Origin of the sequence: Streptomyces sp. NBC_00691, from assembly GCF_036226665.1 — a bacterium.
In the GTDB taxonomy this organism is placed as follows: domain Bacteria; phylum Actinomycetota; class Actinomycetes; order Streptomycetales; family Streptomycetaceae; genus Streptomyces.
Genome location: NZ_CP109007.1, coordinates 1,166,579 through 1,180,717 on the forward strand (window position 1 = coordinate 1,166,579; position 14,139 = coordinate 1,180,717).

Sequence of the window (14,139 nt, forward strand, 5' to 3'; positions counted from 1 at the left end):
GCGACGGTGCGGCGGCAGGCCGGCGGACGTGGCCGGGTGTCGCCGTCAGCCCACCGGGTCCCCGGCCTCCAGGTTGAGCACCGTGCCGCGCTCGCGGGCGCGCAGGGCCCAGCGGAGGCGGCGGTAGCGGACCGGGGGCAGGAGGTCGGCCGCCTCCTCCTCGGTGACGAAGCGCCAGTCGCGGAGTTCGGCGCCGGGGAGGTGGAGGCGTTCGGTGTCGGCGGGGCCGAGCGTGCCTCCGTCGAAGAGGAGACGGAGTCCGCCGTAGCCGGGCGGCACCGGGCGTTCCCAGTCGACGAGCAGGAGGCGTGGTACGGCGTCGAGTGCGAGGCCTATCTCCTCGGCCACCTCGCGCACTCCGGCGCGGGCCGGGGGTTCGCCCGCCTCGACGACACCGCCGGGGAACTCCCAGCCCGGCTTGTAGGTGGGGTCGACCAGGAGGAACCGATCCCGCTCGTCGAAGAGCAGGACTCCCGCGGCGACGGTCTCGCCGGTGGGTTCGGGGGTCTGGACGATGCCGCAGGGGGCGGCGTGGCCGGCCTTGACCGCGTCGGCGACGGTCCGGGCGGCCCCGGCCACGGTGAGTGCCGAGGTGTCGACCACGAACGCGTCCTCGGCGAGCCAGTCGAGCGCGGCCCGGTACGGCGCGAGATGGCCGTGACACCACTCCCGGACGCGGGCGTCGACGTCGGGGTCGTCGTACTCGGACCGGTCGTCGATGCGCTGCCGCAGGATCGTTTCCTCCGGTGCGAGCAGCACATGGCGGACATCGATGCGACGGGCGGCGAGCCCGCCGAAGATCTCGTCCCGGTAATCCTGGCGCAACAGGGTCATGGGAACGACCAGGACGCCGCCGAGTTCGGCGAGCAGGGCGGCGGCGGTGTCGACCACCAGACGCCGCCAGATCGGCAGGTCCTGGTAGTCCTCGACCTCGGCGAGCCGCTTGGCCGGCAGCAGGCCGCGAAGGCCGCCGCCGGTGACCTCGGGGTCGTACAGCGTGCTGTTCGGGATCAGATCGACCAGCTCGCGCGCGGTGCTGGACTTCCCCGCGCCGAACGCACCGTTGACCCAGACGATCACGATTCCCCCTCTTCGACAGCCCCCTGTGGATTGCCCCCAACACCCTGCCACGAAAACCACGAACGCATGTCCTGGCATATGCGTCCCCTTGGGCATGAGCGTGACACTTCCGCCCGGGGGTCGTTGAGAACGGCAGGCACGAGGGGGTGCGGAGAGATGAGTCGTAGGGTTCTCGAACGTTTTCCGGCCGGCGGCCCGCGGGGCAGCTGGCCGGCGGAGGAGTTCGCCGGGGCGCGACGGGACGAGGGGGTGCCGGCCCGGGTCGTCATGGACCTGGAGTCCGACGCCTTCCTGGTGATCGTCGAACAACGGACGGCCGAGCGGGCACGGGAGGAGTGAGCCGTGGGGCCTCCCCGTCGGCCGGTGGCGTCAGGCCACCGCCGCCGCGGCGGCGCCCAGGAGGCCCGCGTCGGTTCCGGTGAGGGCCGGGACGACCGTCAGGTTCCGGACGAAGTCGAGGGTGGCGTACGTGGCGAGGCCGCGGCGCAGCGGGGCGAAGAGGACCTCCCCGGCGCCCGCCACCCCGCCGCCGACGACGGCGATGTCGATCTCGACGAGGGTCGCCGTCGCGGCGATGCCCGCCGCGAGGGCCTGGGCCGCCCGCTCGAACGAGGCGACGGCGACCGGGTCCCCCGCGCGCGCCGAGGCGGCCACGGCGGCCGCGGAGGCGTCGCCGTCGGGCCCCGGGCGCCAGCCGTTCTCCAGGGCGCGGCGGGCGATGTGCGGGCCGCTGGCGAGGCGTTCGACACAGCCGCGTCCGCCGCAGGCGCAGGGCTCGCCGTCCATGTCCACCACCATGTGGCCGATGTGACCGGCGTTGCCGGTGGGGCCCGGGTGCAGTCGGCCGCCGAGCACGAGGCCGCCGCCGACACCCGTGGAGACCACGAGGCAGAGGGCGTTGTCGTGGCCGCGGGCGGCGCCGAGCCAGTGCTCGGCCGCCGTCATGGCGACGCCGTCGCCGACCAGGGTGACGGGCCGTCCGCCGGTGGCCCTGTGGACCCGCTCGACGAGCGGGAAGTCGCGCCAGCCGGGCACGTTGACCGGGCTGACGGTCCCCCGGTACGCGTCGACCGGGCCCGCGCTGCCGACGCCGACGGCCCCGGCGGCCTCCCAGAGGGGCGAGCCCGCGAGTTCGGTGAGCACGTCCCCGACCGCGCCCATCACCGTCTCGCCGTCCTCACGCGCGGGCGTGGGCCGCTGGGAGCGGACGCGGATGCGTCCCTCTCCGTCGACCAGGGCGCCTGCGATCTTGGTGCCCCCGATGTCGAGGGCGACGACGAGACCGTCGAGGGGGCCCGTGGCGGGATCGGTCTGCATGGGCGCGGGATCTCCAGTCGGGGGCGTGCGGACGGAACGGTGTCTATGGTGTCCCGTTCCGTACAGTCTCCCCTCCGGTGACAACGTTGTCCAGGCCCTATGATTTCGGCAGGAGTCCCCCAGACACCGCTGTACGACCGGCCGCAACCGCGCTCCGGCCGGACGACCCGATCTCCGACGGAGGAACCGCGCACCGTGGCCGACATCGCCCGCCGCACCGAGCACCGTTACGGCAACCGGCCCACGATGAAGGACGTCGCCGCACGCGCGGGCGTCGGCCTGAAAACGGTGTCCCGGGTCGTGAACGGCGAGCCAGGAGTCACCCCGGACACCGAGCGACGGGTCCAGGAGGCCATCGAGGTCCTCGGCTTCCGGCGCAACGACAGCGCGCGGGTTCTGCGCAAGGGCAGGACGGCGACGGTCGGTCTCGTGCTCGAGGATCTCGCCGACCCGTTCTACGGGCCGCTCAGCCGGGCGGTCGAAGAGGTCGCGCGGGCGCACGGGGCCCTGCTCATCAACGGGTCCAGCGCCGAGGACCCGGCCCGTGAGCAGGAGTTGGCGCTCGCCCTCTGCGCGCGCCGGGTCGACGGCCTGATCGTCATCCCCGCCGGCGACGACCACCGGTATCTGGAGCCGGAGATCAGGGCGGGCGTCGCCACCGTCTTCGTCGACCGCCCCGCCGGGCTGATCGACGCCGACGCCGTGCTGTCCGACAGCTTCGGCGGGGCGCGCGACGGGGTGGCCCATCTGATCGCCCACGGTCACAGCCGGATCGGCTTCATCGGCGACCGGCCCGGTATCCACACCGCGTCCGAGCGGCTGCGCGGCTACCGCGCGGCGATGGAGGACGCGGGCCTGCCGGTCGAGGACGCCTGGGTCTCGCCGGGCTCCACGGAGCCGGAGCGGGTACGGACGGCGGTACGGGAGATGCTGGATGCGCCGGAGCCCGTCACGGCGCTCTTCGCGGGGAACAACCGGGTGATGGTCACGGTGGTCCGCGCCCTCGCGGGGCACGCGCGACCGGTGGCTCTGGTCGGTTTCGACGACATGGAACTGGCCGACCTGCTCGGCATCACGGTCATCGCGCAGGACGCGGCCGCGCTGGGGCGGACGGCCGCCGAGCGTCTGTTCCGGCGTCTCGACGGGGTCGACGACGCTCCGGAGCGGGTGGTGCTCGGCACCACGCTGCTGGCCCGCGGTTCGGGCGAGATCCCGCCGGCCGTCTGAGCACCGGCCGTTCGCCCGGGGCACCGTCCGGAGCGCGGCCGGTCGGAGCGGCGGGCATCCGCGCGTCGGCGGCCGGGAGCGGCTGACCTCAGGGCGGCGCCCTCCCGGGCGAACGGTCGTCCTCGGGGCCGCCGGCACGGCGGCCCCGATCGTGTCCGCCCGCTACTCGGCCGAGGCCGTCAGGTCGCCTCGGCGGGGAGCCGCGAAGCGGTCCAGGGCCGCGCGGTTCATGCCGGTGAGCGCGTCGACCTCGGCGGTGTCGAGGGCTCCGCAGTCGATGCCGCGCAGCAGGTAGGAGCTGAGGGCCTTGGCGGTCGCCGGCTCGTCCATCACGTCGCCGCCCGCGTGGTTGGCGTACGCGGAGAGGCGCTTGGCGGCGGCCTCGAAGCCCTCGCGGTAGAAGGCGAAGACGGCGGCGTACCGGGTGGGGATGTGGCCCGGGTGCATGTCCCAGCCCTGGTAGTACGCGCGGGCGAGCGCACGGCGGGTGAGGCCGTAGTGGAGGCGCCAGGCCTCGTGGACGTGCTCGGTGGAGCCGACCGGGAGGACGTTGGTCGAGCCGTCGGAGACCCGTACGCCCGTGCCCGCGGCGGCGACCTGCATGATCGCCTTGGCGTGGTCGGCGGCCGGGTGGTCGCTGGCCTGGTAGGCGGCGGAGACGCCGAGGCAGGCGCTGTAGTCGAAGGTGCCGTAGTGCAGTCCGGTGGCGCGGCCCTCGGCGGCACCGATCATGCGGGCGACGGCGGCGGTGCCGTCGGTGGCGAGGATGGACTGGCTGGTCTCGATCTGGATCTCGAAGCCGAGACGGCCGGCGTCGAGCCCGTGGGCCTTCTCGAAGGCCTCCAGGAGGCGGACGAAGGCGGAGACCTGCTCGGGGTAGGTGACCTTGGGGAGGGTGAGGACGAGCCCGTCGGGCAGGCCGCCGTTCTCCAGGAGGCCGGTGAGGAAGACGTCGGTGGTGCGGATGCCCCGGTCGCGTACCGCGGACTCCATGCACTTCATCCGGACGCCCATGTACGGGGCGGCGGTCCCGTCGGCGTACGCCCGCGTGATCAGCCGGGCGGCGCGGGCGGCGTCCTGGTCCTCGTCCGCGCCCGCGTAACCGTCCTCGAAGTCGACCCGGAGGTCCTCGATCGGCTCGCGCTCCAGCTTCGCGCGCACGCGGCCGTAGACATCCTCGGCGAGGTCGTCCGAGAGGCCGAGCACGGCGGCGAAGGACGCGGCGTCGGGGGCGTGCTCGTCGAGGGCGGCGAGGGCCTGGTCGCCCCAGGAGCGGATGGTGCCGGCCTCGAAGACGTTGCCGGGGACGTAGACGGTGTGGACGGGCTGGCGGGTGCCGGGGTCTCCCGGGTAGCGGCGGTCCAGCTCGGCGTCCACCGCTGCGAGGGAGGCGCTGATGCCCTCGCTGACCGCGCCCGCGAGGCTCGTCGACACCTTCTCCTGCTGACCCATCCCACATCCTCCTATTTTCCGCTTCACGGAATCAACAATCCGTATGGCGAAGTTAGTAGCCCCTCGGGACCTGAGTCAATGGTTGTCCGAAACGACCGGGGGCCGCGCGGTGATCATCACCACGCGGCCCCCGGGCCGTACAGAAGCGCAGGTCACGCCTGCACCGCGAGATCAGCCCTTGCGGGACTTGACCTCTTCGGTCAGCTGCGGGACGACATCGAAGAGATCGCCCACGACGCCGTAGTCGACCAGGTCGAAGATCGGCGCCTCGGCGTCCTTGTTGATCGCGACGATCGTCTTCGAGGTCTGCATGCCCGCGCGGTGCTGGATCGCGCCGGAGATGCCGGAGGCGATGTACAGCTGCGGCGAGACCGACTTGCCGGTCTGGCCCACCTGGTTGGAGTGCGGGTACCAGCCGGCGTCGACGGCGGCACGCGAGGCGCCGACGGCGGCACCGAGCGAGTCGGCGAGCGCCTCGATGATGCCGAAGTTCTCGGCACCGTTGACGCCACGGCCACCGGAGACCACGATCGCGGCCTCGGTGAGCTCCGGGCGGCCGGTCGACTCGCGCGGGGTGCGGGCGGTCACCTTGGTGCCGGTGGCCAGCGCGCCGAAGGAGACCGCGAGGGCCTCGACGGCACCTGCGGCCGGGGCGGCCTCGACCGGGGCCGAGTTCGGCTTGACGGTGATGACCGGGGTGCCCTTGGAGACACGGGACTTGGTGGTGAAGGAGGCCGCGAACGCGGACTGCGTCGCGACCGGGCCCTCGTCACCGGCCTCCAGGTCCACGGCGTCCGTGATGAGGCCGGAGCCGATGCGGACCGCGAGGCGGGCCGCGATCTCCTTGCCCTCGGCGGAGGACGGGACGAGCACGGCGGCCAGCGAGCCGGCGGCGGACACCGAATCGTGGGCGGCCTGGAGGGCGTCGACCTTCGGGACCACGAGGTACTCGGTGAACTCGGGGGCGTCGGCCGTGAGGACCTTCACCGCGCCGTGCTCGGCGAGGACGGCCGCGGTGTCGGCGGCGCCGTTGCCCAGCGCGACGGCGACCGGGTCGCCGATGCGGCGGGCGAGGGTCAGCAGCTCCAGGGTGGGCTTGCGGACGGCTCCGTCGACGTGGTCGACGTAGACGAGAATCTCAGCCATGGGACTTCAATCTCCTGCGAACGAAAGGGGCGGTCTGAGCGGCTCGCGCGAGCCTTAGATGAACTTCTGGCCCGCGAGGAACTCGGCGAGCTGCTTGCCGCCCTCGCCCTCGTCCTTGACGATCGTGCCGGCGGTGCGCGCCGGACGCTCGGCGGCGGAGTCGACCGCGGTCCAGGCGCCGGCGAGGCCGACCTCGTCCGCGTCGATGTCCAGGTCGTCCAGCTCCAGGGACTCCACAGGCTTCTTCTTGGCGGCCATGATGCCCTTGAAGGACGGGTAGCGCGCCTCGCCGGACTGGTCGGTCACGGAGACGACGGCCGGCAGGGAGGCCTCGAGCTGCTCCGAGGCGGTGTCGCCGTCACGGCGGCCCTTGACGACGCCGTCCTCGACGGAGACCTCGGAGAGCAGCGTGACCTGCGGGACGCCCAGACGCTCGGCGAGGATGGCCGGGAGGACACCCATGGTGCCGTCGGTGGAGGCCATACCGGCGATGACGATGTCGTAGCCGGTCTTCTCGATCGCCTTGGCGAGCACCAGCGAGGTGCCCATGACGTCGGTGCCGTGCAGGTCGTCGTCCTCGACGTGGACGGCCTTGTCGGCGCCCATGGAGAGCGCCTTGCGGAGCGCGTCCTTGGCGTCCTCGGGTCCGACCGTCAGCACGGTGACCTCGGCGTCGTCCGCCTCTTCGGCGATCTGCAGTGCCTGCTCGACGGCGTACTCGTCGAGCTCCGACAGCAGGCCGTCGACGTCGTCGCGGTCGACCGTCAGGTCGTCCGCGAACTTACGGTCTCCGGTCGCGTCGGGCACGTACTTCACACAGACAACGATCCTCAAGCTCACGCCGGCTCTCCTACTGCATCGTCATAACTGGGCTGCCTTGTTGCTCGCAGCATAGGCGCCTGAAGGGCGGGTTTCCGGTCGGGGCGCCGGACGCCCCGACCAAAATATTACTCGCCAGTACACCCAGTCCGTTACCAGTAAGCAAGCGCTCAGCGATGTGATCTGCCCAACGCGCGGAGAGCGGCGCGCACGGGAACTCTCAGTCGCGCAGCGCGTTGAAGCGGCCGTGGTGGTAGAGGAGCGGCCGGCCGGCCCCGTCCGGGTCCCCCGCGACGGCCTGCGCGATCACGATCCGGTGGTCCCCGGCGGGCACGCGGGCGACCACGCGGCAGACCAGCCAGGCGAGAACGCCGTCGAGGACGGGCACGCCCTCGGGTCCCACGCTCCAGCGGGTCTCCTCGCCGAAGCGGTCGGCGCCGCTGCGGGCGAAGGTGGCGGCGAGGTCCTGCTGGTGCTCCCCGAGTATGTGGACGCCGATGTGCTCGGCCTCGGCCAGCACGGGCCAGCTGGAGGAGGAGGTCCCCACCCCGAAGGAGACGAGCGGGGGTTCGGCGGCGACGGAGTTGAGCGAGGTCGCGGTGAATCCGACGGGTCGCTCCCCGTGCGCGGTGACCACCGCGACACCGGCCGCGTGCCGGCGGAAGACGGAGCGGAGCAGATCCGGGGATGCCTGGCGGGGTGCGCCGATGGTGGGAACGGTGCCGGGTCGGAGGTCGGGCGTGACCGTCATGGAGTTGTCCTTCTGCGAGGGCGGCATGAGAGGGGTCCGGGGGTTGTCAGACACCCGGACAGCGCGCGCTCGCGTTGCGGGCCAGGTCCACATGGGTCCGGCCGTAGAGAAGGAGTTCTTGGGGCACCCCGTCAGAGTGGCGATCGTTGCCGCGTGCAGTCAAGTGCGTACCGGGATGTGGGAGAAGTGTCACCGCGTCAGACCGCCCGCCCCAGGGCGGCGATGACATCCGCCTTGCGGGGCTGTCCCGCGGCCCGCCGGACGACCCGCCCCGTCCGGTCGAGGACGAGGACGGTGGGGGTCCTGGCGATGCCGAGGGCGCGTACGAGATCGAGCCTTTCCTCGGCGTCGATCTCCACGTGCCCGACGCCCGGCACCATCGCGGCGACCTCGGCGAGGGTGCGCCGGGTGGCCCGGCAGGGCTGACAGAACGCGGTGGAGAACTGCACGAGGGTGGCGCGCTCCCCCAGTGCGACGCCGAGCGCCTCGGCTCCCAGCGTGTCGGTACCGGGTATCCCGGGTATCTCGGTCACCCCTGTTTCCCTTCTCTCTCGGCCGTCCCACCTGGTGCAGCGTCGCACGGAAGGGTTCGATTCCCGCCACGACCACCGCGAGTGACGAGAATCTCCCTGTACGAAGCCGCCTGGACTGGTCACGGCGGCCCACATGGGGCACGATCTGCCCAAAGCCGAAAACCTACGGCTGCGTAACTTCGCCGGGAGAACCCTCCCCAGGCACAGAAGAAGGGTTCCTCTCCGATGGCAGAACTCGTGTATCGGCCGGTCATCGGCGCCGCTCTGACCATGTTCAAGGCGCTCGACCTGAAGATCGACACGCAGGGTTCGGAGCACATCCCGCGCACGGGTGGCGCGGTGCTCGTCTCCAATCACATCAGCTATCTGGACTTCATCTTCACAGGCCTGGCCGCGCTCCCGCAGAAGCGTCTCGTGCGCTTCATGGCGAAGGACTCGGTCTTCCGGCACAAGGTCTCGGGGCCGCTGATGCGCGGCATGAAGCACATCCCGGTGGACCGCTCGGCGGGCGAGCACGCCTACAAGCACGCGCTGGAGTCGCTGCGGGCCGGCGAGATCATCGGCGTCTTCCCCGAGGCGACCATCTCCCAGTCGTTCACGCTCAAGGGCTTCAAGACGGGTGCGGCGCGGCTCGCCCAGGAGGCCGGGGTACCGCTGATCCCGATGGCTCTCTGGGGTACGCAGCGCGTCTGGACCAAGGGCCGTCCGCGCAACTTCAAGCGCAGCCACATCCCGGTGACGATCCGCGTCGGCGAGCCCCTGGAGGCCCCCGCCGACCAGTACGCGGGCGCGATCACCCGCCGGCTGCGCGAGCGCGTCCAGGAACTCCTGGAGGCCGCGCAGCGCGCCTACCCGGTGCGCCCCAAGGACGCGAACGACACCTGGTGGGTGCCCGCGCACCTCGGGGGTACGGCTCCGACGCCCGCCCAGGTCAAGGACGCCGGCTGACGGCGGGGCGCAGCCCGGCGACACCCCGCCGAATCGTCACTCCGGGTCGCGGACGGCCCCGTCCCGTCCGGGCCGCGGACGGCCCGTCATTCCGGGTCGCGGACCGTGATCCGGGCTCCCGGGCTGAGCTTCTCCAGCGACTCCGCCAGTTCGGTGCCCGCCGCGAGTAGCTCCTCCCGGGTCATCGGGGCGAGCGATTCGAGCAGGAAGAACGCGTCGACGGTGTCGTCGTCGATGCGGGTACGGGGGCCCTGGCGCCAGTTCCAGCGGCGACACGTCACGCCTTCCTCGTCGCACCAGACGACCTCCCCGGCCTCGGGGTGCTCCACCGTCTCCGCCCCGCCCGCCATGGTGACGAAGGGCTCGTCACCGAGGGCCCGGACGAGGCGCATGGCGCCCCGGATCCTGCCCAGGTCCTCGCCGCCGACCGGGATGAGGTGGGCGACGCTCACCGCGTTGTAGGCGTCGACGAGCCTGTTGATACGGGGCAGGCCGCCGTCCGCGAGCGCCCGCCTGGCGAGCGCCTCCGCGGAGTTGCGGGTACGGGAGGGCTTGGCGCCGAACGCGGAGTAGGCGGCGCGCCAGGCGGCGATGTGCGGGTCCTGGTCCGGCGTCCGGCCGTCGAGCCGCTCGGCGAGCCGGCGCGCGGCGTCGTCGAGGAGGGCCGAACCGGCTTCGTCACTGGGCCCGTTGACCAGGCCGTGGGCCTCGATCACCAGGGCGGTGAAGCCGGGTACGAGGGTGCGCACCTCGTCGGAGACGGTGAGCGTGAGGTTCATGGTCCGCCGTTCGCTGATGTCCGGGGTCAGAGCTCCGTGGGGAGCGTCCGCCAGAGGGACGGCCGGTCGGGCGCGGCGCGCAGCGCGTCCAGAACAGCCGCAGGTGGTTCAGTGTAGAGCACTGGATAATCCACTTCATTGAACTCTGGGCGTACGGTCCAGGCCAGCCGCTCCTCTCCCAGGGAGAAGTGGGCGTCGACGCCGGGCTTGTTCCCGCGCACGTCCTGACGGGCCCAGGCATGCTCCCCGGGCAGCAGCACGGCCACGAGACCATGGATCACCGGGTTCGAGCCGTCGTCGTCGGCGAGCCGCTGGTAACAGAGGGCGGCCGGGATGCCGTGCGCCCGCAGGAGTGCGGCGTACGCGATCGACTTGGCGTAACAGATGCCGGTGCGCCGCTCCAGGACGTCGGAGGCGCGCCAGGTCACGCGCGGATCGTCGGCGTCGGCGGAGTGAGGGACGGTGTCGCGGACATGGCGGTAAGCCGCTTCGGCGTATGCGTATGCGCCGGGGTGTGCGTCGGCGAGGCGGCGCGCGACCGACCGGACCACCGGGTGGTCATGGTCGACGGCCTCGCTCGCGGCCAGATAGGCGGCGATGTCCGGGTTCTGCTGGATGAGTTCCCTGCGTTCCATGCACGGGGAGCGTACGGATACGGCCGGACGGAAGTCAATGACTTTCCGTCCGGCCGTATATTTATGCAGAGCCTGTGCGGCAAGGGCTAGCGGGCCAGCTCTTCCTTCAGGGCCTGGAGGAAGGCGTCCACGTCGTCCTCCGTGGTGTCGAACGCGCACATCCAGCGCACGTCGCCGGCCGACTCGTCCCAGAAGTAGAAGCGGAACCGCTCCTGGAGCCGCCGGGTGACCTCCTGCGGGAGCCGGGCGAAGACCGCGTTGGCCTGCACCGGGTAGAGGATCTCCACCCCGTCCAGCTCGCGCACGCCGGCCGCGAGGCGCTGGGCCATCGCGTTGGAGTGGCGGGCGTTGCGCAGCCACAGGTCCTTCGCGAGGAGGGCCTCCAGCTGCACCGACACGAAGCGCATCTTCGACGCGAGCTGCATGGACAGCTTGCGCAGGTGCTTCATGTGGCTGACGGCGTCGGGGTTGAGGACGACGATCGCCTCGCCGAAGAGCATGCCGTTCTTCGTGCCGCCGTACGAGATGACGTCGACGCCCACGGCGTTGGTGAACGCGCGCATCGGTACGTCGAGCGAGGCCGCGGCGTTCGCTATCCGGGCCCCGTCGAGGTGCACCTTCATGCCCTTGGCGTGGGAGTGCTCGACGATCGCGCGGATCTCGTCCACCGTGTAGACGGTGCCCAGCTCGGTGTTCTGGGTGATCGAGACGACCTGCGGCATCGCCCGGTGTTCGTCCTCCCAGCCCCAGGCCTGCCGGTCGATGAGCTCGGGGGTGAGCTTGCCGTCCGGGGTGGGCACGGTGAGCAGCTTGAGGCCGCCCATGCGCTCCGGCGCTCCGCCCTCGTCCACGTTGATGTGCGCGGACTCGGCGCAGATGACGGCGCCCCAGCGGTCGGTGAGCGCCTGGAGGGCGGTCACGTTCGCCCCGGTCCCGTTGAACACCGGGAAGGCCTCGGCCGTGGGGCCGAAGTGGCTGTGCATGATCCGCTGGAGGTGGTCGGTGTACTGGTCCTCCCCGTAGGCGACCTGGTGGCCGTCGTTGGCGAGGGCGAGGGCCGCGAGGATCTCGGGGTGGGCGCCGGCGTAGTTGTCGCTGGCGAAGCCCCGGACCGACGGGTCGTGGTGACGACGTGCGTCGGTCCTGGGGCCGAGGGCCGCGGTCACGGCTTGGGGGTCAGCCACAGACGCTGTCCATTCACTTCCTGGGCGGGCCTGCTCCACAGCCCGGCGACCTCGTCGGCCAGGACGGTGACGTCGGTGAAGCCCGCGAACTTCGCGTTGGGGCGTTCGGCGCGCATCGCGTCGTGCACCAATGCCTTGATCACCAGGATGGCAGCCGCCGCCTGCGGACCGTCGTCGCCCCCCAGCTTGCGGAACGAGTCGGCCATGGCGAGGGTCCACGCCTCGGCCGCCGCCTTGCCCGCGTTGTACGCGGCGTTGTTGGCGAGCGGCTTGTGCGCGCCGACCTGGCTGATCAGGGCGTAGCGGCCCCGGCCGCCGGCCCGCAGCAGCCCGTCGTGGAAGGCGAGCGAGGTGTGCTGAACCGTGCGGATGAGGAGCTTCTCCAGGAAGTCCCAGTCCGCGAGGTCGGTCTCCATGAACGAGGAGCTGCCGCGCCAGCCGCCGACGAGGTGGACCAGGCCGTCGATCCGGCCGAACTCCTTCTCGGTCTTCGCGGCCCAGTCGCGCGTGGCGGCCAGGTCGAGCAGGTCGACGGTGTCACCGACGACCTTGGCGCCACCGTGGGCGTAGCGGGCGGCGTCGACGGCCTCCGCGAGGCGCACCGGGTCGGCGTCGGAGCCGACGACGGTCGCGCCCGCCTCGGCGAGGCGCATCAGGGTCGCGCGGCCGGCCGGGCCGGCCGCACCGGCGACCGCGATGACGGCGCCGTCGAGCGGCCCGCCGTTTCCGTTGGCGGTCATGGGCGACGCCTCCTCCGTGTCGTCGGTACGAGCGCTCACGCGGCAGCCCGCTCGGCCTGCTCGGTCCGAGAGACGCCGGCGGCGGTGATCCCCTTGGTGTCGGCGATCACTCCCTTGAGCTTCTTGGCGAGGGCCTCAAAGAACATGCTGAGCGGAAACTCGTCCGGAAGCACGTCGTCGACGAGCTTGCGGGGCGGGAGGGAGAGGTCGAGGGCGTCGGGACCCTTGGCCCACTTCGAGCCCGGGTGCGGGGCGAGGTAGGCGGAGACGAGCTCGTACGCCTTGAACCAGTGGACGAGCTTGGGGCGGTCGATGCCGTCGCGGTAGAGCTTCTCGATGTCGGCGCAGAGCTGGTTGGTGACCTCGGGGGCCCGCTGCCAGTCGATCTTGAGGGTGTTGTCCGTCCAGCGCACCACGTCGTTCTTGTGGAGGTACGCGAAGAGGAGCTGGCCGCCGAGACCGTCGTAGTTGCGGTTGCGGTCGCCGGAGAGCGGGAAGCGGAACATCCGGTCGAAGAGGACCGCGTACTGCACGTCACGGCCGTGGGTGTTGCCCTCGGCCTCCAGCTTCACGGCCTCCTTGAAGGCGGTGAGGTCGCAGCGGAGCTCCTCCAGGCCGTACATCCAGAAGGGCTGGCGCTGCTTGATCATGAAGGGGTCGAAGGGCAGGTCGCCGTGGCTGTGGGTGCGGTCGTGGACCATGTCCCAGAGAACGAAGGCCTTCTCGCAGCGCTCCTGGTCGTCGATCATCGCGGCGATGTCGGCGGGCAGCTGGATGCCGAGGGTGTCGACGGCGGCCTCGGTGACCTTGCGGAAGCGGGCGGCCTCGCGGTCGCAGAAGATGCCGCCCCAGGTGAAGCGCTCGGGGGCCTCGCGGACGGCGATGGTCTCCGGGAAGAGGACGGCCGAGTTGGTGTCGTACCCGGCGGTGAAGTCCTCGAAGGTGATCCCGCAGAACAGCGGGTTGTCGTAGCGGGTGCGCTCCAGCTCGGCGAGCCACTCCGGCCACACCATGCGGAGCACGACGGCCTCGAGGTTGCGGTCGGGGTTGCCGTTCTGCGTGTACATCGGGAACAGCACGAGGTGCTGGAGCCCGTCCACGCGGTCGGCGGCCGGCTGGAAGGCGAGCAGCGAGTCCAGGAAGTCCGGGACGGTGAAGCCGCTCTCGGCCCACTTGCGCAGGTCGGAGACGAGCGCGCGGTGGTAGGCGCCGTCGTGCGGGACAAGCGGGGAGAGCTGCTCGACCGCGGCGACGACCCGGTCGAGGGTCAGCTCGGCCAGGGCCCTGGCGGGCGCGTCGTCGCGCTCGAAGTCGATGGAGCCGTCCGTGCTCTGCCAGGCGCGGATCTCCTCCACGGCATTCTTGAGCTCGGGCCAGGCGGGGTGGTCGATCACCCGGGCGGCGGTGGATATCCCCCCACCAGTCACGTCCTGCACAAGAATTTCCGTCATGCCTCTTCCTTCACAGGAGAACCTCGCGTCAAGACACCGTAACCATGGACGGTTCTCGGCCACAAGAGGGGGCAAGG

The 14,139-nt window shown here is 71.7% G+C and carries 15 protein-coding genes; 3 read left to right on the plus strand and 12 right to left on the minus strand.

Going from position 1 to position 14,139, the window contains the following annotated elements; translation table 11 throughout:
* Positions 1–45 precede the first annotated feature (45 nt).
* Complete coding sequence (locus tag OG392_RS05060) at positions 46–1,080, minus strand: NUDIX hydrolase (RefSeq protein WP_329276060.1); 1,035 nt, start codon at positions 1,078–1,080, stop codon at positions 46–48.
* 156 nt (positions 1,081–1,236) lie between these two features.
* Here OG392_RS05060 and OG392_RS05065 point away from each other — a divergent pair, with 156 nt between their 5' ends.
* The gene (locus OG392_RS05065; protein ID WP_329276061.1) at positions 1,237–1,419 is read left to right on the plus strand and encodes a hypothetical protein; all 183 of its coding nucleotides are present in this window, start codon (positions 1,237–1,239) and stop codon (positions 1,417–1,419) included.
* A gap of 30 nt (positions 1,420–1,449) precedes the next feature.
* Here OG392_RS05065 and OG392_RS05070 read toward each other — a convergent pair whose 3' ends face one another.
* A complete protein-coding gene (locus OG392_RS05070) occupies positions 1,450–2,397 on the minus strand; it encodes an ROK family protein (protein WP_329276062.1) in 948 nt (315 codons plus the stop codon).
* A gap of 195 nt (positions 2,398–2,592) precedes the next feature.
* Here OG392_RS05070 and OG392_RS05075 point away from each other — a divergent pair, with 195 nt between their 5' ends.
* Positions 2,593–3,624 carry a LacI family DNA-binding transcriptional regulator gene (locus tag OG392_RS05075; protein WP_329276064.1) on the plus strand — a complete coding sequence of 344 codons (1,032 nt, stop codon included), beginning with the start codon at positions 2,593–2,595 and terminating at the stop codon, positions 3,622–3,624.
* Between the two features lie 162 nt (positions 3,625–3,786).
* Here the strand turns inward: OG392_RS05075 and OG392_RS05080 are convergent, their stop codons facing one another.
* From OG392_RS05080 to OG392_RS05100, 5 genes are all read right to left on the minus strand, one after another.
* Positions 3,787–5,076: a DUF6986 family protein gene (locus OG392_RS05080; RefSeq protein ID WP_329276066.1), complete on the minus strand. Its 1,290-nt coding sequence runs from the start codon at positions 5,074–5,076 to the stop codon at positions 3,787–3,789.
* 171 nt (positions 5,077–5,247) lie between these two features.
* A complete protein-coding gene (locus OG392_RS05085) occupies positions 5,248–6,222 on the minus strand; it encodes an electron transfer flavoprotein subunit alpha/FixB family protein (protein WP_329276068.1) in 975 nt (324 codons plus the stop codon).
* 54 nt (positions 6,223–6,276) lie between these two features.
* A complete protein-coding gene (locus OG392_RS05090) occupies positions 6,277–7,062 on the minus strand; it encodes an electron transfer flavoprotein subunit beta/FixA family protein (protein ID WP_329276070.1) in 786 nt (261 codons plus the stop codon).
* 199 nt (positions 7,063–7,261) lie between these two features.
* On the minus strand, positions 7,262–7,792 hold the full coding sequence (locus OG392_RS05095) for a flavin reductase family protein (protein WP_329276072.1): 531 nt from the start codon (positions 7,790–7,792) through the stop codon (positions 7,262–7,264).
* A gap of 197 nt (positions 7,793–7,989) precedes the next feature.
* The gene (locus OG392_RS05100; protein ID WP_443054679.1) at positions 7,990–8,325 is read right to left on the minus strand and encodes a TlpA family protein disulfide reductase; all 336 of its coding nucleotides are present in this window, start codon (positions 8,323–8,325) and stop codon (positions 7,990–7,992) included.
* 225 nt (positions 8,326–8,550) lie between these two features.
* Here OG392_RS05100 and OG392_RS05105 point away from each other — a divergent pair, with 225 nt between their 5' ends.
* On the plus strand, positions 8,551–9,273 hold the full coding sequence (locus OG392_RS05105) for a lysophospholipid acyltransferase family protein (protein WP_329276074.1): 723 nt from the start codon (positions 8,551–8,553) through the stop codon (positions 9,271–9,273).
* 86 nt (positions 9,274–9,359) lie between these two features.
* On the opposite strand, the gene OG392_RS05110 is transcribed toward OG392_RS05105, so the two are convergent.
* From OG392_RS05110 to OG392_RS05130, 5 genes are all read right to left on the minus strand, one after another.
* Positions 9,360–10,052, minus strand: a complete 693-nt coding sequence (locus OG392_RS05110) for a B3/B4 domain-containing protein (RefSeq protein WP_329276076.1) — start codon at positions 10,050–10,052, stop codon at positions 9,360–9,362.
* A gap of 26 nt (positions 10,053–10,078) precedes the next feature.
* Complete coding sequence (locus OG392_RS05115) at positions 10,079–10,687, minus strand: transglutaminase-like domain-containing protein (protein WP_329276078.1); 609 nt, start codon at positions 10,685–10,687, stop codon at positions 10,079–10,081.
* Positions 10,688–10,773: 86 nt separating this feature from the next.
* The gene (locus OG392_RS05120) at positions 10,774–11,853 is read right to left on the minus strand and encodes a threonine aldolase family protein (RefSeq protein ID WP_329287076.1); all 1,080 of its coding nucleotides are present in this window, start codon (positions 11,851–11,853) and stop codon (positions 10,774–10,776) included.
* Positions 11,850–12,611, minus strand: a complete 762-nt coding sequence (locus tag OG392_RS05125) for an SDR family oxidoreductase (RefSeq protein WP_329276080.1) — start codon at positions 12,609–12,611, stop codon at positions 11,850–11,852. Before OG392_RS05125 ends, OG392_RS05120 begins: the two co-directional genes overlap by 4 nt.
* 35 nt (positions 12,612–12,646) lie before the next feature.
* Positions 12,647–14,062, minus strand: a complete 1,416-nt coding sequence (locus OG392_RS05130) for a DUF6421 family protein (protein ID WP_329276082.1) — start codon at positions 14,060–14,062, stop codon at positions 12,647–12,649.
* Positions 14,063–14,139: the final 77 nt, after the last annotated feature.

What these genes read in the sequence shown, in the direction of transcription:
- OG392_RS05065 (WP_329276061.1), top strand. Translation starts at nt 1,237, where the DNA reads ATGAGTCGTAGGGTTCTCGAACGTTTTCCGGCCGGCGGCCCGCGGGGC.
- OG392_RS05070 (WP_329276062.1), bottom strand. Translation starts at nt 2,397, where the DNA reads ATGCAGACCGATCCCGCCACGGGCCCCCTCGACGGTCTCGTCGTCGCC.
- OG392_RS05080 (WP_329276066.1), bottom strand. Translation starts at nt 5,076, where the DNA reads ATGGGTCAGCAGGAGAAGGTGTCGACGAGCCTCGCGGGCGCGGTCAGC.
- OG392_RS05085 (WP_329276068.1), bottom strand. Translation starts at nt 6,222, where the DNA reads ATGGCTGAGATTCTCGTCTACGTCGACCACGTCGACGGAGCCGTCCGC.
- OG392_RS05095 (WP_329276072.1), bottom strand. Translation starts at nt 7,792, where the DNA reads ATGACGGTCACGCCCGACCTCCGACCCGGCACCGTTCCCACCATCGGC.
- OG392_RS05105 (WP_329276074.1), top strand. Translation starts at nt 8,551, where the DNA reads ATGGCAGAACTCGTGTATCGGCCGGTCATCGGCGCCGCTCTGACCATG.
- OG392_RS05110 (WP_329276076.1), bottom strand. Translation starts at nt 10,052, where the DNA reads ATGAACCTCACGCTCACCGTCTCCGACGAGGTGCGCACCCTCGTACCC.
- OG392_RS05115 (WP_329276078.1), bottom strand. Translation starts at nt 10,687, where the DNA reads ATGGAACGCAGGGAACTCATCCAGCAGAACCCGGACATCGCCGCCTAT.
- OG392_RS05125 (WP_329276080.1), bottom strand. Translation starts at nt 12,611, where the DNA reads ATGACCGCCAACGGAAACGGCGGGCCGCTCGACGGCGCCGTCATCGCG.
- OG392_RS05130 (WP_329276082.1), bottom strand. Translation starts at nt 14,062, where the DNA reads ATGACGGAAATTCTTGTGCAGGACGTGACTGGTGGGGGGATATCCACC.